This is a genomic window from Candidatus Xianfuyuplasma coldseepsis (genome assembly GCF_014023125.1).
GTDB lineage: Bacteria > Bacillota_I > Bacilli_A > Izemoplasmatales > Izemoplasmataceae > Xianfuyuplasma > Xianfuyuplasma coldseepsis.
Genome location: NZ_CP048914.1, coordinates 877,398 through 898,190 on the forward strand (window position 1 = coordinate 877,398; position 20,793 = coordinate 898,190).

17 protein-coding genes are annotated in these 20,793 nt (G+C 38.8%); all 17 read left to right on the forward strand.

Annotated features, from left to right (window positions below; translation table 11 throughout):
- The first annotated feature begins 104 nt into the window (after nucleotides 1-104).
- The 17 genes from G4Z02_RS04125 (at nucleotide 105) to G4Z02_RS04205 (ending at nucleotide 20,686) form a co-directional block, all read left to right on the forward strand.
- Nucleotides 105-1,175 (forward strand): ABC transporter ATP-binding protein, encoded by a 1,071-nt coding sequence (locus G4Z02_RS04125; RefSeq protein ID WP_258878600.1) that lies wholly within the window; start codon nucleotides 105-107, stop codon nucleotides 1,173-1,175.
- Nucleotides 1,175-2,077, forward strand: a complete 903-nt coding sequence (locus G4Z02_RS04130; protein ID WP_258878601.1) for a carbohydrate ABC transporter permease — start codon at nucleotides 1,175-1,177, stop codon at nucleotides 2,075-2,077. The genes G4Z02_RS04125 and G4Z02_RS04130 overlap by 1 nt, the downstream gene beginning before the upstream one ends.
- A gap of 13 nt (nucleotides 2,078-2,090) precedes the next feature.
- Complete coding sequence (locus G4Z02_RS04135; RefSeq protein WP_258878602.1) at nucleotides 2,091-2,981, forward strand: carbohydrate ABC transporter permease; 891 nt, start codon at nucleotides 2,091-2,093, stop codon at nucleotides 2,979-2,981.
- Between the two features lie 19 nt (nucleotides 2,982-3,000).
- Nucleotides 3,001-4,380 carry an extracellular solute-binding protein gene (locus tag G4Z02_RS04140; RefSeq protein ID WP_258878603.1) on the forward strand — a complete coding sequence of 460 codons (1,380 nt, stop codon included), beginning with the start codon at nucleotides 3,001-3,003 and terminating at the stop codon, nucleotides 4,378-4,380.
- 8 nt (nucleotides 4,381-4,388) lie between these two features.
- Nucleotides 4,389-5,567, forward strand: a complete 1,179-nt coding sequence (locus tag G4Z02_RS04145) for a thermonuclease family protein (protein ID WP_258878604.1) — start codon at nucleotides 4,389-4,391, stop codon at nucleotides 5,565-5,567.
- Nucleotides 5,568-5,593: 26 nt separating this feature from the next.
- Nucleotides 5,594-9,034 carry an immunoglobulin-like domain-containing protein gene (locus tag G4Z02_RS04150; RefSeq protein WP_258878605.1) on the forward strand — a complete coding sequence of 1,147 codons (3,441 nt, stop codon included), beginning with the start codon at nucleotides 5,594-5,596 and terminating at the stop codon, nucleotides 9,032-9,034.
- A gap of 128 nt (nucleotides 9,035-9,162) precedes the next feature.
- Nucleotides 9,163-10,068 carry a thermonuclease family protein gene (locus G4Z02_RS04155; protein WP_258878606.1) on the forward strand — a complete coding sequence of 302 codons (906 nt, stop codon included), beginning with the start codon at nucleotides 9,163-9,165 and terminating at the stop codon, nucleotides 10,066-10,068.
- Nucleotides 10,069-10,125: 57 nt separating this feature from the next.
- Nucleotides 10,126-11,070, forward strand: coding sequence for a DHH family phosphoesterase (locus tag G4Z02_RS04160; RefSeq protein ID WP_258878607.1), 945 nt, complete (start codon nucleotides 10,126-10,128; stop codon nucleotides 11,068-11,070).
- Nucleotides 11,063-12,031 (forward strand): DHH family phosphoesterase, encoded by a 969-nt coding sequence (locus G4Z02_RS04165; RefSeq protein ID WP_258878608.1) that lies wholly within the window; start codon nucleotides 11,063-11,065, stop codon nucleotides 12,029-12,031. The genes G4Z02_RS04160 and G4Z02_RS04165 overlap by 8 nt, the downstream gene beginning before the upstream one ends.
- Before the next feature lie 138 nt (nucleotides 12,032-12,169).
- Nucleotides 12,170-13,885, forward strand: a complete 1,716-nt coding sequence (locus tag G4Z02_RS04170; protein WP_258878609.1) for a Na/Pi cotransporter family protein — start codon at nucleotides 12,170-12,172, stop codon at nucleotides 13,883-13,885.
- A gap of 89 nt (nucleotides 13,886-13,974) precedes the next feature.
- Nucleotides 13,975-14,640 carry a response regulator transcription factor gene (locus G4Z02_RS04175; RefSeq protein ID WP_258878610.1) on the forward strand — a complete coding sequence of 222 codons (666 nt, stop codon included), beginning with the start codon at nucleotides 13,975-13,977 and terminating at the stop codon, nucleotides 14,638-14,640.
- A gap of 141 nt (nucleotides 14,641-14,781) precedes the next feature.
- Complete coding sequence (locus tag G4Z02_RS04180) at nucleotides 14,782-15,750, forward strand: substrate-binding domain-containing protein (protein WP_258878611.1); 969 nt, start codon at nucleotides 14,782-14,784, stop codon at nucleotides 15,748-15,750.
- Nucleotides 15,751-15,831: 81 nt separating this feature from the next.
- A complete protein-coding gene (gene pstC, locus G4Z02_RS04185) occupies nucleotides 15,832-16,806 on the forward strand; it encodes a phosphate ABC transporter permease subunit PstC (RefSeq protein ID WP_258878612.1) in 975 nt (324 codons plus the stop codon).
- On the forward strand, nucleotides 16,796-17,998 hold the full coding sequence (gene pstA / locus G4Z02_RS04190; protein ID WP_258878613.1) for a phosphate ABC transporter permease PstA: 1,203 nt from the start codon (nucleotides 16,796-16,798) through the stop codon (nucleotides 17,996-17,998). Before pstC ends, pstA begins: the two co-directional genes overlap by 11 nt.
- A 12-nt stretch (nucleotides 17,999-18,010) precedes the next feature.
- On the forward strand, nucleotides 18,011-18,769 hold the full coding sequence (gene pstB / locus G4Z02_RS04195; RefSeq protein WP_258878614.1) for a phosphate ABC transporter ATP-binding protein PstB: 759 nt from the start codon (nucleotides 18,011-18,013) through the stop codon (nucleotides 18,767-18,769).
- 11 nt (nucleotides 18,770-18,780) lie between these two features.
- On the forward strand, nucleotides 18,781-19,437 hold the full coding sequence (gene phoU / locus G4Z02_RS04200; RefSeq protein WP_258878615.1) for a phosphate signaling complex protein PhoU: 657 nt from the start codon (nucleotides 18,781-18,783) through the stop codon (nucleotides 19,435-19,437).
- A 28-nt stretch (nucleotides 19,438-19,465) separates the two neighbouring features.
- Nucleotides 19,466-20,686 (forward strand): sensor histidine kinase, encoded by a 1,221-nt coding sequence (locus G4Z02_RS04205; protein ID WP_258878616.1) that lies wholly within the window; start codon nucleotides 19,466-19,468, stop codon nucleotides 20,684-20,686.
- The last annotated feature ends 107 nt before the right edge of the window (nucleotides 20,687-20,793 follow it).

Consider the following 20,793-nt stretch of genomic DNA (forward strand, 5'->3'; position numbering starts at 1 on the left):
TTATAATATTTATAAGGATAAATATTTATAAAATACTATTTAAATTGAACCGATTTTATTGTATAATGGGTTGTTAAAATGATGACGTATTAGGAGATGTATTAATGGACATTAGATTACAAAATGTAACAAAAGTATTCCAAGCGAAGGACAAGAGTGAAACCGTCGCTGTAAAAGGATTTAACGTAACAATCCCATCAGGAAAACTAATCGGATTATTAGGACCTTCTGGATGTGGAAAATCAACAACACTCTACATGATTGCGGGACTTTTGGATCCAACCGAGGGACGCATTTTTTTCGGTGAAGACGATGTGACCGACATTCCTCCAGAAGAACGAGGAATCGGATTGGTATTCCAAAATTATGCCCTCTATCCCCATATGTCGGTTCGACAAAACATTATGTTTCCCCTGGAAAACATCAAGGTACCGAAACAAGAAGCATTAGAACGTGCGCAAGAAATGGCGGATTTGGTTGGTATTGGTGAGTTAATGGACCGTAAACCAAAACAACTGTCTGGGGGACAACAACAACGTGTTGCGATTGCTCGAGCACTTGTAAAGAAACCTCGTGTATTGTTACTAGATGAACCACTAAGTAACCTAGATGCTCGCCTGCGCCTTCAAACTCGTGAAGAAATTAAACGGATTCAACGTGAAACTGGAATCACTACCGTATTCGTTACTCATGACCAAGAAGAAGCAATGAGTATTAGTGATCAAATTGTATTAATGGAACTAGGTGTTAAACAACAAGTTGGGGAACCTCAAGACGTCTATGACAAACCGGAAAACCTCTTTGTTGCTAAGTTTTTAGGAACACCGCCAATTAACATCTTTGATGCAGATCTGAAAGATGGCTCCATGTTCCTTGGTGAATTTAACATTGGTAAAGCACCAAAAGGTTCCACCGATATCCTTGTTGGGATTCGTCCCGAAGGATTTATTGTGAAAAAAGACAAAGGGACCCTTACCGTTGATGTCTATCAAGTCGAAACAATTGGTAGAGATACTACGTTAATTATTAAAGACCCCACAGCAAAAGATAAAAAAACAAGATTTCGTGCAATCGTGGATTCGGCTCACCGAATTCAACCAGGAGATACAATTAAGCTAGATATCAAACCAGCAAAAATATTTATATTTGATAAAGCAACAGGTGCAATTCTCTAATGCTTGAGAAACAGAGTAATTTTAAAGCCTGGTTGTATTTAGCTCCTGCATTAATTTTGTTAACCATATTTACGTTTTACCCACTGATTAATGCATTTATTATTGCCATGTTTAAAAACGTACGGATTGAAGATTTTACCCATGATGGATTTTATGGATTCGGAAACTTCACCGATGTACTGGCAAACGGGAACTTCAGACAAGCATTAATCAACACATCCGTAATTACCTTTATATCTGTACCGGTATCGGTTATCTTAGCATTATTGATTTCGGTCGGATTAAAATCGATTAAAAAACTACAAGGGGTATACCAAACGGTATTCTTCTTACCATATGTCACCAATGCTATCGCGATTGGGATGGCATTTGCATTTATTTTCAACAAAGAGTACGGGTTATTAAACACCATGCTAGGATGGATTGGAATAACACCTGTCAACTGGCTAGCTGCTGGAGCTACATGGTGGCGTGGGATGACCGCACTTCTCATCTTTACCATTTGGGGTGGATTGGCGTTTAAAATCCTGGTGTTCCTCAGTGGACTTCAAAGTATAGATAAACAATACTATGATGCAGCTCGTATTGATTCTGCATCCAAAAAACGTATTTTTACACGAATTACAGTACCGCTGTTATCACCAATGATTGCTTACATCACGATTACCTCGTTTATTGGAGCATTCAAAGTGTATACAACCGTAGTTGGTATGTTTGGGCCAAGTATGGGTACAGCTGGTAATCCACGACAATTCATTACGGTTGTTGGTATGGTGTATAGCTATATCGATCAAATCGGTCGTGCGGGTACTGCAGCGGCAATGGCCGTTATTCTATTCGTTATCATCCTGTTATTTACCTTCGTTCAAATGCAGGTAAGTAAACGGCGAGTACATTTTTAAAAGGAGGTACATGATGGACAACGAAATGAAAACGTCAAAAGCCAAACGTATAACCTATCAAGTGCTTCTCTATACATCACTAACAATCTTTGCAATCTTTATCGTCATCCCGTTTTATTGGATGATTCTAACCGCTTTAAAATCCGATATTGATTTGGTTGTGGCACCACCGATTTTATTCTTAAAACCAGGGGATATCGTCTTCCAAAACTTCGTTGATGCCTTTGCTCGAGCACCATTTGGGCGCAATATGATTAATACCGTATTGGTCGCATTCATCTCGACAACCGGAACCATTATCACCACCGTATTGGCATCGTTCGCCTTTGCGCGATTGAATTTTAGAGGGCGTGAGTTATTATTCTTGATTTTCTTATCAACAATGATGATTCCTGGTGAAATCTTCATCATCACCAACTTTAACACCGTTGCTCAACTAGGATGGCTTGGTGCGGATGAAATCGCGCAAACCTATCGTCAAGCATTACAAGCAATGACATTCCCATTTATGACGAGTGTCTTCTATATATTCTTCTTGCGACAAACGTTTAAAGGAATTCCAGATGAACTGTATCTGGCAGCTAAAGTCGATGGAACCAGTGACTTTAAATATTTGTGGAAGATTATGATACCGATTGCCAAACCAACCATCATCACGATTACGATTTTAAACGCCATGGGGTCATGGAACGCCTACATTTGGCCAAACTTAGTTATTGAGAAATCCGAGTTTCGCCTTGTAACCGATGGTCTTCGTAACGCGTATACCGAACTTGCTGGAGGAACCATTTATAACGAACAAATGGCCGCCGCACTCATCATTACATTACCACTGCTTATCGTATTTCTACTTCTGAAATCCCATATTATGCGTGGGGTATCACGAAGTGGAATTAAAGGATAAAAAAATAGGAGGAGAAAAAATGAAAAGAGTTATTACTTTACTAGCAGCATTTGTTCTTGTATTTTCACTTGCTGGATGTTTATCCGCTCGTGAAGATCAAGGAGAAATTGAGGTTGTGGTTTTAGATGAATTACCAGATGAAGAAATCACAATCAAGTTTTGGCATATCTACGGACAAGAGAAAGGTGCATTGTTAGATGAAATGATTGCGGATTTCATGGAAGAATATCCAAACATCGTCGTCGAAGCAGAATCAAAATCGAACTATACCAACCTCTTATCTGTAACCAAAGTAGCAATTAATAAAGGAACAGCACCTGATGTACTAGTGGGATACCCAGACCACTTTGCGGAGTATCTTGATTTAGGTGGACTAATTCCTTTAGACAAGTTTGTAGAACATGAAACATGGGGTGTAGATTTAGACGATTACATCGATTCCTATGTAGCCGAAAATCAACAATATGCAGACGGAATGTACTCCATGCCATATTCAAAATCTACCGAAATGATGGTCTACAACAAGGAGTTCTTTGATGCAAATGGCATTACATTTGATGATTATGAAGTTCTATATTGGGAAGACATTGCAGCAATGAAAGATACCATGGTAGGTACTGGTGCAACACAATGTGAATTCTTAATCAACTATGACTCCAGCGCAAACTTATTCATTAACTCAAGCCGTCAATGGGATGCAGGATATACCAATTCAGACGGAGAAGTATTGGTCGACAATGCAAATACAAGAGCGATGTTAACCTACTTCCAAGGATTAATTGAAGACAAAGTATTGGCATTACCACTTGAGTGGGAAGAAAGCTACGGAAGTACAAACTTCTTACAACAAGATGTTTGTATGACAGTCGGTTCTACCGCAGGATTAAAATACAACCTTCCTGGTGTTCAATTGGACGAAGCAGATTACTTTGAAGTTGGAATCTTGCCAACCCCACAATTTAAAGACAAAACACAAAGTGCGATGCAACAAGGACCAAATATTGCGATTATGGAAAATGCTGATAACGCAGAACGCTTAGCTTCTTGGTTGTTAATCAAACACTTAACAACAGCTGAAAATACTGCTGCATGGGCAATGGAAACCGGATATCTTCCTGTTACCTATTCTGGATTTAACAGTACGTTATATCAAAACTTAATGAATGATCCAAGTCCTGATTATATCTACGAATCCATGGTTGCTAATGCTGCATACACACAATTAAGCTATAACAACTACGATCCTGCATTTGCTGGTGTTGGATTAATCTCATCTGCAAAAGTACGTGAAGAAGCTGGATATGCAATGGAAAAACTATATGTCAGCTTAAAACCAGAGGCAGAAGATAAAACAATCGATCAAATTATCAGCGAAATGCTCGCACAACTTACATGGTAGTGATGTAAATGAAAAAACTACTTGTATTGTTACTTCTCCTTATCGGGGGTACACTGAGTGCTTGTAAACCAGATGATGAAGGCCCAGAAGAGATTGATACAAACTTATATACGACGCGCACAGACAGTCTCCAAATGGACTTCACGTACGACGGAAAAGAATTTATTGCCGACGGCGTTGGTGAAGTGACCCTTGACAAATGTACCGATGGGGACACAGCACAATTTACAAGTGGGGGAGGCACCTTCCCAGTTCGATTTTTAGGAATTGATACACCAGAATCAACCTATCGAATTGATCCTTGGGGGAAAGAAGCAAGTGCATATACTTGCGATAAACTAGAAAATGCAACAACCATTGTGTTAGAGGCTGATGGAGATCGTCAGGACGGATATGGTCGTTACTTGGCCTGGGTCTGGTATGATGGTCGTCTATTAAATCTCGAGCTTGTCGAACAGGCATACACCGGGGCAAACAACGTATCTAGCACAAAGTATCAAGACATCTTCTATGATGCAGACTTTTCAGTTCAAGAAACCGATCGTCGAATCTGGGGTGAAGATGATCCAAACTTTGACTATTCACTCGATGGAACACAAGTTACCATTGAAGAATTAGCAACCAATCCCGATTTGTATGAACAAACAAAAATTGTCATTGTCGGAACCGTAGCTGTCGAAGTAAATGGGGACCCCTACATGGTAGATGGTAGTGGATACGGTATTTATCTTTATCTAGGATCCAACAACAGTGTGTATGTTGAACCAGGTAATGAACTCCGGATTGAAGGATTAAACTTAACCTATTATCCCGATAAAGAAACCGGAAGCCCACAACTAACAGGATTCAACAAACGAAACATTGAACTAATCTCTGAAGGAAATGAAGTCACACCACGTGAAATTGAAGTGGGAGACATCGAACTTATTGATCTTGGAAGTTACGTTCAAGTACGAAACATCGAAGTAATTGATGTGTACTTTAGCACCAACACAGGTGATTTTACGATTACTTGTGAAGATGCGTCTGGCGATGAAATTGGATTGCATATTCAAGGTCTAGATCGTGCGGAAGGTGAAGCATTATTCACTATTGGAAGCACCTTTGACGTTGCCGGACCATTAAGTCGTTACATGGGGCAATACCAACTAGAATTATCAAACCTTAATTCAGTTGTAGAAAAATAAAAAAATAAATGGAGGAGATTTAAGAAATGAAGAAAGTACTTGTATTTTTGTCTGTTTTCGCATTTGCACTTGGATTAGCTGCTTGTAAAGACGAAGTTGATCCAGTAGATGCTGAGAATATTGCAGACGCGCTTCAAAAATTGTCTTTAGACATTTCAGACCCACTCGCGGTTACTGAAGACATTACGTTACCTGCTGAAGGTCTTCATGACGTTACAATTACGTGGTCGTCAGATAACACCGATGTTATCGCAAATGACGGAACTGTAACTCGTCCTGCTGTAGGAGAAGCTGATGTAACTGTTAAAATTACGGCAACCATCACCCTCGGAGATTTAACGGAAACCAAAGAATTTACGGTAAAAGTTAAAGCGGAAGTTCCTAGTCTTGCTGTTACAATGGCAGAGTTTCTTAGTGAAACGGTCGCCGTTGGTGACGTTGTTGAGTTAACTGGTACTGTTATTGGTGTCATTCCGGATGCTGGATACCATCTATATGCTGATGGTGTTGCTACTTACGTTTATGTAGGTGCTGCATTTGATCCTGTTGTTGGAGATAATGTTACAGTAAAAGGATCCAAAACAATCTATTACAACTTAGTTGAATTAGAAGATGTCCAAAGCACAACCATTAATTCAAGTGGAAATGATATGCCTGCCGCTGTGGCAACAACATTAGAAGACATCTATGCAGAAAGCAATACAGACTCACAATTCTACAACATGTGGGTAACCTTCGATGGTTGGGTCCATGAAGTCCCAGCTGGACAATATACCAATACTCATATTTCATGGTATGACGCAGACTTAAACTACTATGACGTAATGGTATATTACAACTCTGGTTCAGATGCTGCAATCACCACGTTAGAAGGATTGTATGGACACAAAATCACTGCTGAAGTAATCATTAAAGATTATCATTCACAAGGATATTGGCGTATCAATGCAGCCAAAGACGCTGTTGCAACTGATTTAGGTGAATTAACCGATCAAGATAAAGCAAACTTAGCTGCTGCTATGGTTGAATTTACGGGATTAGATGCCTTAATTTCGAACTTAGCATTACCAGCTGGAAATGAAGACATGGGTGCTACATTTGCATGGGCTTCTGACAATGAAGCTGCTGTAAGCAGTGCTGGTGTTGTAACTGCTGTTGCTGGATCTGAAGGATTGGCTACATTAACCTTAACTGCAACCGTTGGTACTGCAACTGCTGAAAAAACATTTGATTGTGTCGTTATGGATTTAAATGATGCTCAACCTACTTCTGTAGATGAAGCATTAGACGCACCAGATGATTCCTATGTAATCGTTACTGGTGTTGTCACTGGATTCTATTATGACAATCCATTTATCCAAGATGCCGATGGTACTGCTATCGTTGTTGAAGATATGGAAGGTATGGTCATGGTTGGAGACGAAATCGTTGTATCTGGATTTATCGCTACCGATGACTATTACGACGAAAGACGCTTAATTGAAGATGCCGTCTTACAAGAAGTTGTTTCTTCTGGAAATGAATTATTCGTTATTGATGATCAAGATAATACCATCGTTGTAGCTGACAACAGCTTAGCTATTACAAACAAACTATACAACATGGATTTAACAGTTGCAAATGCTCCTGCAAATGCATCAGAAAATCCTGTAATTGATACCTATGGATATGTCTTCTTTGTTGGAGACGGAACAACATTCTTAACGATGAAAGCGGAAGACTTCATGCCTGGATTCGCAGATATGTATGTTGCTGGTGATGTGATTAACTTAACCTTCATCATGAGCGATGTTCACTTTAACAATATCCGTATGGCTGCTGTAATTCCACCTATGCAAGATTGGGTAGCTTACGGATGGACAATGACCGAAACCGATGGTGAGTTTTCATTTGATTATTCTGGAACGGATGCAAATCAATTCTGGAACAACAATGCACAACTACCATTATGGCCATTAGGTGAGTATACAACATCAATCGATGTTACACTAACTGCACCAGCTGAAGACTTCATGTTGAAAGTTGAAATAACTGGTGGCGCTAATTTAGAAGTTCCATTCACTGGTACAGGTGCAGAACAAGTAGTAAGTATTCCACTTGATAGCTTCACAGAAGAACAAATTCCACAATTAAATTTAATCGTATTATTTGCAACCACCGTTGATGGAACGGGAACAATCGTAGTTCATGGTGTAGAATTTGTTGAAACACTACCTACTCCTGATTGGAACGCATATGGATGGACCATGGTTCAAACAGAAGATGCATATATCTTCGGATATTCTGGAACCGATTCAAGTCAATTCTGGAACAACAATGCACAATTCCCAATTGATCCAGCACTTGATCCGTTAACTCAAGCAATTGACGTTACCTTAATGGCAGAAGCTGGTGAAACATTTATGTTGAAAATTGAAATCACTGGTGGAGCTAATTTAGAAGTACCATTTACGGCAACTGGTGAAGAACAAGTAGTAAGTATTCCATTATCTGGATTTACTGCTGAACAAATTCCTCAACTGAACTTAATCGTATTATTTGCAACTACTGTTGATGGTGTTGGAGACATCGCTGTTTACAGTGTTGAAAAAGTAATGCCAGACTGGAACGCCTATGGATGGACAATGACCATTGATGGTGATGACTATACATTTGGATTCTCTGGAACGGATGCAAACCAATTTTGGAACAACAATGCCCAATATCCACTTCCAGAACCACTAGCAGCTAATACGGCTAGCGTTGATGTAACATTAACCGCACCAGCTCAAGATTTCATGCTAAAAATTGAAATCACTGGTGGCGCATTCTTAGAGGTTCCATTTACTGGTACTGGCGCAGAACAAGTTGTCAGTATCCCACTTGATGGCTTTACCGCAGAACAAATTCCTCAATTAAGCTTAATCGTATTATTCGCAACCACCGTAGACGGTACTGGAGATATTACAGTCCATGGAATCGAATATGTTGAAGCTGCCCCTGAACCTGATGTATTCATTAGTGAGTATATTGAAGGATCTTCAAGCAATAAAGCTATTGAGTTATACAACCCAACCGATGCTGCGATTGATTTGACTGGATATGTTGTTGTACTATATTCAAACGGATCAACAGATCCTGGAAACACCTTGGATTTAACAGGTCAAACCATTGGTGCTGGTGAAACCCTCGTTATTTATAACAGTGGTGCAGTTGCCGATATTACAGACGTTGGTGACATAAGCTCCAACATAACATATTATAATGGTAATGATGCTGTTACATTGGAGAAAGATGGTGTTGTTATTGACATCATTGGTGAAATCGGTGTTGACACAACTTGGACAGTAGGCGATGGTGCTACTGCTGAGTATACATTACGTCGTGATCCATCTGTTGGTATGGGTAATGCTACATTCACTCCTAGTGAATGGGTTGTATTCCCTCAAAATACATTTGATGGATTAGGAGCTCACACAGTTAACTAAGTAACACAAACATTAAACACCGCTGAATTTCAGTGGTGTTTTTTTGTTTTTGTATAGGTGAAATCCACTTCTTGTGATACAATGAAATGCTATACTCAAATGAGGTACATAATACAAGGAGAATCATAATGAAACGAATCGCTAACACCGTAGTTATTATCATTTTAATTGTTCTATTATCCGGTTGTAAAACAACTCCAGAAACAACAATTGAAATCCCTAATTTTAGCGGAAATACAGAATCGATGATCATCGATTATTTCGATGTGGAAGAATACGAAAATTATCAATTTGAATACATGGATACTGATGATGAGGATTTAGACGGATTGTTTGTCGAGTTGGTGAATGCAGACGTTGGTGATGCGTTTGATCGAGAAGATACATTAATTATCACAATCTTACGTTATCAACTAGCACAACAACCAGAGTACTTCCAAGTACTCGATATGGAGTACGATGGACCATTATTGGATGAATCCTTTGCAAGTATTGATTATTTAGATCCCCGCGGTGGCTATTTTGAAGTCACTTTAGTACAGTGTACAGATGGGGATACCGCGGTATTTGATTATCCTAGCGATGTCTATGAAGCCATCACATCCAACGCAAAATCAACACGGTTCTTAAATATGGATACCGAAGAATCAACTAACACCAAAGAAGAGTGGGGAAAACCAGGAAGTTTGTATACGTGTGGTTTGTTGGAAGGTGCAGAATCAATTGTATTACAAACGGATCCAGGAGATAATTTAACAGGGACCTATGGTCGCCTTCTCGCCTGGATATGGATTCAATTACCAGAGGAAGAAGACTATCAATTACTAAACTACATGGTTGTGAAACAAGGCTTGGCACAAGTAAAATTTGAGTTTGGTGCTGGGGAAACCATATCATATGGAGAATACACCTATAATGAATGGATGCACATCGCTGAAGATTACGCGATTGAGAATGAACTAGGACAATGGGGAAGCAAACTGGATTATTACTGGGATTACGAAGAAAATAAACCCGATTATAGTCGTTGGTAACAGTGGTTTTTGTTATGTTTTTATGGTATAATTAGGCTGTAATTTAGAGGTGGGCTTATGCATAAGATAATCTTTGATATGATCGAGAAATACGATCGAATTATCATTCATCGCCATAAGAATCCAGATGGCGATGCCTATGGGGCACAATTGGGATTAAAACGATTAATCGAACTAAATTATCCGGACAAAGACGTATATGCTGTTGGAGATACCAACAACTTTGTCTTTTTAGGCGATATGGATATTATTACCGATGAGGTATATCATGGAGCACTAGCCATTATTGTCGATGTCTGTGTTACCTCTTTAATCAGTGATGATCGCTATACTTTAGCAGAAGAAGTGTTGGTTATCGATCACCATCTGAATCAACCCGATTTTACCTGTGAAGCAGTTATTGAGTCTTCTCGAATTGCTTGTTCGGAGTTAATAACGCATGAAATGATGGAGCGAGAGTTTCAATTTGATCATCTTGCGGCTACACGGTTATTAACCGGGATTGTCACCGATAGTGGCCGGTTTCGCTATCCCTCAACCGGACCTGAAACCTTGGAAATGGCTGCCTATTTGATTCGTCAAGGCGCAGACATGAACTGGATTTACAAACAACTCTATACCGAAGAATTGAACTTTAAGAAACTTCGAGGTTATTTCATCGAACATTTCCAACTAACTGAACATAAAGTTGCTTACATGATGAACACCAAAGATTTAAAAGATAAATTTGGCGTATCGACATTCGTTGTATCCAGAGCCATGGTAAACCAAATGTCGAATATTGAAGGTGTTGATATTTGGTCGAACTTTACCGAGGATGACGATGGATCGATATTGGTGGAATTACGTTCTGCGAATGATTCCATTGTTCACATCGCTCGAAAATACGGTGGTGGTGGCCACGCAAGAGCATGTGGTTGCACGGTCGAATCTTTTGCCCAGGCACACGAATTACTGCACGATTTAGATACGTTTATTGAAAGTAGGGAACACAATGGATAAAGCAAAACTGGAATCAATATACAAAACAATTGAAGAATATAATAAAATCATCATTTTTGCCCATAAACGCCCCGATGGTGACGCGATTGGATCGTCCTTTGGCTTAAAGAATATTATTGAAACCACATGGCCGAACAAAGAGGTTCATGTCACCGGAGAATCCAGTGATTTTACTCAAATCATTGGTATCCCTGAAGTACTGGAAGATGATGTATTTGAAGGGGCTTTGGCTATCGCTTTAGATACTGCAAACAAAGATCGTTTAGCGGATCAACGCTATACCTTATGTGATAAAATCATCAAAATGGACCATCATGTATTTGTTGAAGCGTATGGCGATATTGATTATGTCGATACTGGCCGTCCCGCATGTACGTTGATGATTATGGATTTGTTTGAACTCCATAAAGACACGATGAAAATGACCCAGGAAGGTGCAAAAGCTTTATACTTTGGCACACTAACTGATACCGGACGTTTTAAATACGATGGGGTTGATGGCGATACCTTTCGTAGTGTTGCAACCTTATTTGATATGGGATTGGACAAGAAAGTCATCCATCAGTACTTGGATCAACGTAGTGAAGAATTAACCAGATTCAAAGGATATCTTCTCCAACATTATCAAAAAACACCACATGGTGTCGTTTATTTTAAAATCAAACCAAAATACTTAAAGAAATTCAAGGTGACCTTAGAAGAAGCATCCAGTCTTGTCAATGAACTAGGAGTATTTGAAGGCTATCCTATTTGGCTTTTATTTGCTGAATATGAAGAAGGAATTGTACGATGCCGGATGCGCTCGAAAGGACCACGGATTGATTTGTTAGCTAATAAATACGAAGGTGGAGGTCATCAAATGGCTTCTGGAGCTTCACTTGGCACTTGGAAACGAACAGATTTGCTTATCAAAGATGCCGATCAGCTTGCGAAAGACTATAAACAAGGACTAGTAGAGTAGTCCTTTTTTAATGGAAATATGTAATGTTAAGAAATTGTTAAGAAAGGTTTAGATTTTATTTGTTTATTTCACAATTGTTAACATTGTGTTATAGTTCTATTGGAATCAATTTCAAATAAGAACCTGTGGAGGTATACAATGTTACTACTAATTAATATTAAGGAAATGACACTGGGAAGTCCGGAATACATTACCGCATTAATTTTTATGATCTTTGGGGGGCTTGGTGTCTTTTTGTATGGGATAAATTTAATGGGGGATTCATTAAAAGCAATCGCTGGGAACAAATTAAAATTAATTATTGAACGCTCGACAAATACGCCTTTAAAAGGAATGCTGATTGGATTCATCATTACCGCATTAATCCAATCATCAAGCGGAACAACCGCAATTACCGTCGGATTGGTTCGGGCTGGATTAATGACCTTACCACAAGCGATTGGGATTATTTTAGGGGCAAACATCGGGACAACGATGACGTCATTCTTAGTCACATTAAATCTAAAGGAATACGCCTTACCAATTATCGCCGTTGGGTCGTTACTCAGTTTCTTTGGACAACGTAAAAAAATGAAACAACTCGGTGGAGTATTACTTGGCTTTGGGATGTTATTCTATGGATTAGACGTCATGGGTACAGCACTGAAAACCATGAAGGATTTTGATGTATTTAAAAGCGTTATGGCATCTACAGGACAATGGCCACTAGTTGGGATTGTTGTTGGTGCTGTTAGTACGGCTATTATTCAATCTTCAAGTGCAACCACTGCAATCTTACAAGAACTGTACACCACTGGTACATTTGAGTTAATTGGGGCATTGGCGATCTTACTAGGAAACAATATTGGAACCACTGTCACTGCTGTGTTAGCGTCTATTGGCGGTAGTATTACAGCCAAAAGAACCGCTATGGCCCATGTATTATTTAACGTTATTGGAAGCATCTTCTTCTTGATTCTTCTCGTCCCATATTCCCGATTAATCGGTTATATTGAAACCACATGGTATACACCATATTCAACGGGCGCAATATTCTGGGGTCATATCATCTTTAACACGGTGAACGCCTTCATCTTCCTCTTCTTAGTGAAACAACTCGTATGGGTCGTAACAAAACTCGTGCCCGGAGTGGAACGTGAAGTTGGCTTTAATCCAGAAGATTTATTGGATAGCCTCATCTATGAAGCGCCAGTCTTCGCCCTTGAGAATGCGAAAAAAGTCGTCTCTCATATGGGTGCGGTTACCAAAGATATGCTAACGGATACGATTCAATATTCATTTGTAGATGATCACAAATTGTTTGAACAAGGTATGGCGATGGAAGAAATGCTAGATACAATTGATAAGAAAACACATGATTACCTTGTGAAAATCGCCCAGGTAGGACTTGATCAACCATCCTCTCAACTACAAGCTGAATACGTTGATACGATTCGTGACTTTGAACGAATTGGCGATCATTGTACCAACTTACTCCAATTCTTTGAAATGCGTTACGAAGATAAAGTCGTCTTCAGTGAAGACGCTGAAAAAGAGTTGCGGAAACTCTATTCCGTGGTATCGGAAACAATGGATTATGCGTTAGAAGCATTTGACACACAAGATAAGGCCATCGCTGAAAAAGTCTTAATCCGTGAAGAAATCATCGATAAACTTGTTATTAAAAACCGAAAACGTCACATCATGCGCATTAACAACAATGAGGACACCGAGACCCAAGATCAACTATATGTAGATATTTTATCCAATATTGAGCGGATTGGGGATCACTGCAATAACATCGCAATCAATGTGATTCAAGACTCCTATTATAACGAGGAACTAGACTACGAATTAGACGAAAGTTTAATGTAGTGTTAACAGAGTATTATTTCTAGTTAAGTTTTGATTTAATTTTAACTTGTTTATAACAATTATGATATGATAAGTTTGGAGGTGTTGTTATGGCAAAGATATTAATTATCGAAGATGAAAAATCAATTCAACGTATGATTGAGTACGACTTAAAGCAATTGGGTCACGAAGTCGTTAGTGCAGCCGATGGATTTGAAGGGTATAAAAAAGCATCCACATCAATCTATGATGTCATCTTACTCGATTTAATGTTACCCAATATGAATGGGATGGATATTTGCAAAAAACTTCGTAAAGAAGGAAATAACGCCTATATCATCATGCTTACTGCAGTAGATGACGAATACAACATCATCCAAGGATTCGAAGTAGGTGCTGATGATTACGTTACCAAACCATTCTCACCTCGTGAATTAACCGCTAGAATTAAAGCGGGATTACGCCGCCAAGGAGTACATAAGAATGATGATGTCCTCCACTACGAAGATTTAACAATTATCCAAAGTAGTTATGAAGTATTAAAAGGAACCGAAAAAGTAGATGTTACATTAAAAGAGTTTGAACTTCTTGTCTACCTTATTATAAATAAAGGAAAAGCATTGAGTCGTGATCAACTCTTAACAAACCTCTGGGGATTCAGTTATGATGGAGACTCTCGTGTTGTCGATGTTCATATCTTCAAATTACGGGAGAAACTAGACCCACACAATGAATTTATCAAAACCGTACGCGGTGTAGGATACAAACTAATTTAAAGACGAGTTTATCAACTCGTCTTTTTCTTTTCATGAAATATCAATTAATGTTAACAAATACTTTACACACATCATATTCTCTATTAATAGTCCTTCGTTATAATAGCATCGTAATATAAATTAGGAGGATTAAGAATCGACATGAAAAAAATTACATTATTCGTACTAAGCGTACTTGCTGTATTTGGATTAGCAGCATGTGGCGGAACAACTGAAGAAGGATGGGACTCATCCAGTAACATTACAATCTATACACGTGATACATCAAGTGGTACTCGTGCAGGGTTTATGGCTGGAATCGGATTTGACGATGCAGCAGAAGATGACAACTTATTAGCTGATGGATTTGTTATTAAAGATAACACCGGAATCTTTACAACAATGCAAACAGATGAATATGGAATTGGATATGTTTCACTTGCAACCTATGTATCCGACCCGGATGTTGTAAAAGCATTAGACTTTGAAAGTGTAGAAGCATCATTGGCAAATGTTATGAACAATACCTACGGATTAAAACGTCCATTCAACTATGTATTACGTCAATTAGATGATTATGCAACGGACACAGAAAAAGATATCGTCTTAGCATTCGTCGCATTCTTAGAAACAACCGATGGCGCAGATATCATCACCAATAAAGGTGGAGTACCGTTAACTAGTACTAAGACATGGGATGATATTAAAGCGGATCATACGGTATGTACTGAAGATAACTCTGGTGTAACGATTAAATTTGGTGGATCAGACTCGATTGAAAAAATCGCCAAAGCATTATCCGAAGCATTCGCACCAAAATGTGGAAACTTTGTCCCAGAACACGACCATACAGGTTCAAGCGATGGATACAAACGTACCCAAGGAATCGAAAAGGATGGCGACAATGCAAAACATATTGGATTTGCATCACGTCCATTTAAAACCGATGGTTCAGAAGGAACCGTATTAGAACAAGATGAATTAAATCAAGATGAAACCAAAGGACAATTAGCATGGGATGCCATCGTTGCAATCGTTCATCTAGATAATGAATTAGACAACGTAACAGCAGACGATCTAATGAACATCTATTCCGGAACCTATTCTGTGTGGGATGACTTACTAGAGTAATAACAAATAATTTTTTCATTATTTCCTTAGAATAGCCCTCGGTACTTAGGGGCTTTTCTTGCGTATTAAAGGAGTGTTATTATGCATAAAATACATGAATTATACACAAATATGAGAGAGAAACTACGTTTCAACAGTCGGAAAGAACGGGTGGACTTCATTATCCACTCCATGTTCCTCCTGGCAACTGTTGTTTCCGCATCTTTTATCATTATAATTGTCATTTTTATCGCACAAGAAGGTATGATTCCTTTTGTGACCGATAATGATGGACTCGGGGCTGTAAATCTATGGCGTTTCCTTACTGGTTTTACCTGGTTGAAAGGAACCGCATTTCAATCTAATCTATATGCGGTAGGGTATATTATAATCAATACCCTATATGTAGCCTTTCTATCCCTATTATTGGCGATGCCTATTGGGGTATTAACCGCATTATTTATCGCCAAAATTGCGCCAAAAAAAATTGCTGAAGTACTTCGGACAATTGTTGAAATGCTCGCAGCCATTCCCTCAATTGTTTATGGATTGTTTGGTGCGGGATTAATTCTTCCTTGGATTTATGAGTTTGCCAAAATATTTGGCGTTCAATCCAAAGGAGGAAACTCCGTATTAGCAACGGTATTGGTTCTTTCACTAATGATTTTACCAACCATAACGGCCCTGTCGGAAGTGGCTATTCGTAGTGTGCGAAGCGATATCGAACACGGTAGTTTAGCCCTCGGAGCAACCAAAACACAAACGAACTTTAAAGTAGTACTAACCAGTGCGAAATCCGGAATTTTTGCATCAGCGATTTTAGGTGTTGGCCGAGCATTAGGAGAAGCAACTGCGGTAAGTTTAGTTGCTGGTAATGCTCGTAGTGGGCCGTCATTTGGCTTGTTTGAAACCACGAGCACCCTTACCTCAACGATGCTTCAAGGGTTAAAAGAAACCGTTGGAATCGATTATGATATTCGCTTTAGTGTCGGGATTGTCCTGATGGTTGTGATCTTGCTCACGAATGTAACCTTGAATTTCGTGAAGAAGGAAGTAGGTAATGTCGATGTCAAGTAAACGTAAACGGATTGATTTGATCTATCAAGGAATTACCTATGCCGCAGCTAGTATCGCTGTAATTGTGCTGTCGATGATTTTTCTTTTTGTCTTTCGCAACGGTTCAGGATTGCTAAATTTCGGATTAATCGTCAATGATTATCATGCCCAGTTCTATAATGGTGGAATTGAGGAAGTTACGGAGTTTTCCCAAACCCCCAAACCATCCTCACTAGGCGATGATGTGTATTACTCCGAAAACTGGGGACTTGGTCTCATTGATGGAGAAGACCGTGAAGGAAACGCCATTATTGAAGTGGCATATGTTGCGGCAGATTCACCACTTCACAAGATGTATGACAAGAATGAAAATGATTATGAAGATTTTGGTTTAAAAAAAGGAAACATCGTTACTGCCATAAAGTTTTATGATAAAAATAGTACGCTTCCAATTTATGGAGCCGAGTTCATGATTAATGAACTAGACACTGAAACGGTATTTCGTGAAATTGATTATTCTAATCTCGGTGGCGGGATTCGCGGATCTCTTGTAACCACATTATATGTGATTGGTTTAACCCTGTTGTTTGCCTTACCAATCGGAATCTTTACGGCAATCTATTTAAATGAGTTTGCTCGGAAAAATCGAATCACAGATATGTTGCGAAGCTTAATCGAAGTATTAACAGGAGTACCTAGTATTATCTTTGGATTAATGGGATTAGCTGTATTTGTGCCACTAACGGTTAGATACACGTCTGCTGATAGCGCCAATTTACTCTCAGGTAGTTTAACGCTCGCAGTAATTCTTTTACCGGTAATTATTCGATCAACAGAAGAATCACTTAAAGTGGTACCAGATGATTTCCGTAGCGCATCCCTCGCATTAGGAGCCAACCGAACTCAAACCACTTTCAAAGTCGTATTACCAAATGCACTACCTGGTATTATGACAGCAACACTTCTCGCAATCGGTCGGATAATAGGAGAAAGTGCTGCTTTGATCTTTGCGATTGGTACAGCTGTCAAAGATGACATTTCAATATTTGGAAAATCAACAACATTAGCCGTTCATATCTGGTCGTTAATGACCGATGAACCAGCGAATATTGAACTTGCTAGTACGATTGCTATCATCATCTTAATCATTGTATTAATATTAAACTTAACGGTAAAACTTGTCTCAAGACGGTTTATCAAAACATATGAATAAAGGAGAGATAACATGAGTGAAATTGTATTCTCTATTAAAGATTTAGACTTATATTATGGGAACTTTCAAGCATTGAAAGACATCGAGTTATCCATCGAAAAAAACAAGGTAACCGCATTAATCGGACCATCCGGATGTGGGAAAAGCACGTTCTTACGTTGTTTAAACCGAATGAACGACCTGATTGATGTTTGTCGAATAGAAGGGAATGTCAACTATCATGGGGAAGATGTCTATGATAGTCATTATGATGTTATTAATTTACGTACCAAAGTGGGGATGGTGTTCCAAAAACCGAATCCCTTCCCAATGACAATCTATGATAACATCGCCTACGGACCTCGATGCCAGGGTATTAAAGATAAAAGAACCCTGGATACTATCGTTGAAGATTCCCTAAAGAAAGCCGCTTTGTGGGATGAAGTCAAGGACCGCTTAAAAGAGAGTGCGATGGGTATGAGTGGTGGCCAACAACAACGGCTTTGTATTGCTCGTGCCATCGCAATGGAGCCAGAAGTCATCTTAATGGATGAACCCACCAGTGCCCTAGATCCAATCGCAACATTAAAAATTGAAGAGTTAATTAACGACTTGAAGAAGAACTACACCATCATTATCGTTACCCACTCAATGCAACAAGCTGCTCGAATTTCCGATAATACTGCATTTTTCTTAATGGGTGACTTGATTGAGTTTGATACCACTGATAAAATATTTACACAACCAAAATTTAAACAAACCGAAGATTACATCACCGGACGATTTGGATAGGAGGCTTTTATATGACCAATCGAAAGCATTTTGTCGATGAATTAAACGACTTAAACAACAAAGTCATTCTCATGGGCGAACAAGTATATAACAGTTATGTAAAACTGATTAGCGTGTGTAAAGCAAAAGACATGGATTTAGCACAACAAATCATGGAACAAGACAAACTAATCAACGAGTTAGAGGTATCGATTAATGTCGATGCGTATTTGCTAATCGCAAAACAATGTCCAGTTGCGAGTGATTTACGACGTATCATTACCGCACTAAAGATATCTAACGAATTAGAACGAATTGCCGACTACACTGTTAATATCGCGAAGTACTTTGTGAAAACAAGAAATAATGATCAACAATTTCTTGATCGTATCGTTACCCTCGCATCCTTTGTCATGGAAATGCTGGAAGGAATTATGGAGGCATTTGAGCGTGAAGATGTTGCACTAGCACTAAAAGTAAATGATGCGGATGAGGAACTCGATGAAGAATACGAAACATATGTAGTCGATCTGATGAAAATTGCAAAAACCGCTTCTGACGAAGAAACAGAGGTCGCCATGCGTGCACTTCTTGCCTTAAAACAAATCGAACGCGCTGGTGATCATGTCACCAATATCGCGGAGAATATCGTTTATTTAGTAAATGGTAAACGGGTAGAACTAAATTAGGGTATAATATGGTTATGGAGGTGATTTGATGAACATAAATCGAGAATATCTTGCCATTGCAGTAGGATATCTTTTGGTTATTTTATACATTGCATTCATCAACAATGCAGTCATCAATATTATCTTAGTCTTAATCCTGTTATTTGTTCACTTACAAGTGTACACTCAATTTAAAAAACGATTATCTCAGGAAAAAGATACCTCCGTTAACAAACTACAAAGTCGTTTAGAAAAAACAAAACGACTACAAGAAGAAATGGCTGAACGCTTCTTCTCGCTATCACAATCATTTGGTAGTGGACTATTGCTTGTTGATGAAGATGGGATTATTCAGTATGTAAATACCGACATGACAAACTATTTTGGTGAGATTGAATTGGATCAAGATTACCAGAAAGTCCATACCGTTGATGAGCTACATGAGTTCATCAACAAAGCGTACTTAATTGAAGCACCGATGAGAAAACAAGTCCGTCATCAAGGGCGTTCATATGATTTAATCAGCACACCGATTTTTGAAGCAAACATCTTTAAAGGGGCACTGATTCTAGCTCATGATATTACCGCTTTAAAACATGCTGAAGAATATCAAAAACGCTTTACTGCGGATGTTTCCCACGAATTACGAACCCCCTTGTCAGCAATCAAAGGATTTGGTGAAATTTTAAGTCGTGATGGAATCTCAGCGGATGAACAAGCAGAGTTTATTCAACTAATCCGCAAAGAAGCCGACCGCATGGAAATCCTTCTAAAAGATCTTACGGAAATATCAAAGTTGGATCGCGTCGATTACGAACTAGAAAAAGAACAAGTATCAATCCAATCACTTATTGAAGAAACCGTAGGCGTTTTAAAACCACGAATCAAAGAAAAACAATTACAAGTACATGTAGATATTGAAGATGTCAATCTCGATATTGACAAAAATCGCATGAAACAAGTACTATTAAATATCATTAAGAACGCACTGAGTTATACCGATGAAGGTTCGATAACAATTACCGGAAACAAAGAGGAAAATCGTTATAAAATTGCAATTTCTGACACGGGAATTGGGATCAAAGAAGAAGACTTCGACAAAATATTCAAACGGTTCTATCGTGTTGATAAAGCACGTTCCCGTGATACTGGAGGTAGTGGATTGGGACTATCCATCTCAAAAAACGCCGTTATGAAACACGGAGGTACAATCCATGTGTCATCCGCCCTGGATCAAGGGACTACATTTACAATCTATTTGCCTCTATAAGAATAATGGGGAAACCTATTATTTTTTTCTTGCAAAAAAAAGGACTTTTGTATATAATATGTGGGCATTAAGGTAAAATGGATTTTAAGGTTTCTAATTAAGCACAA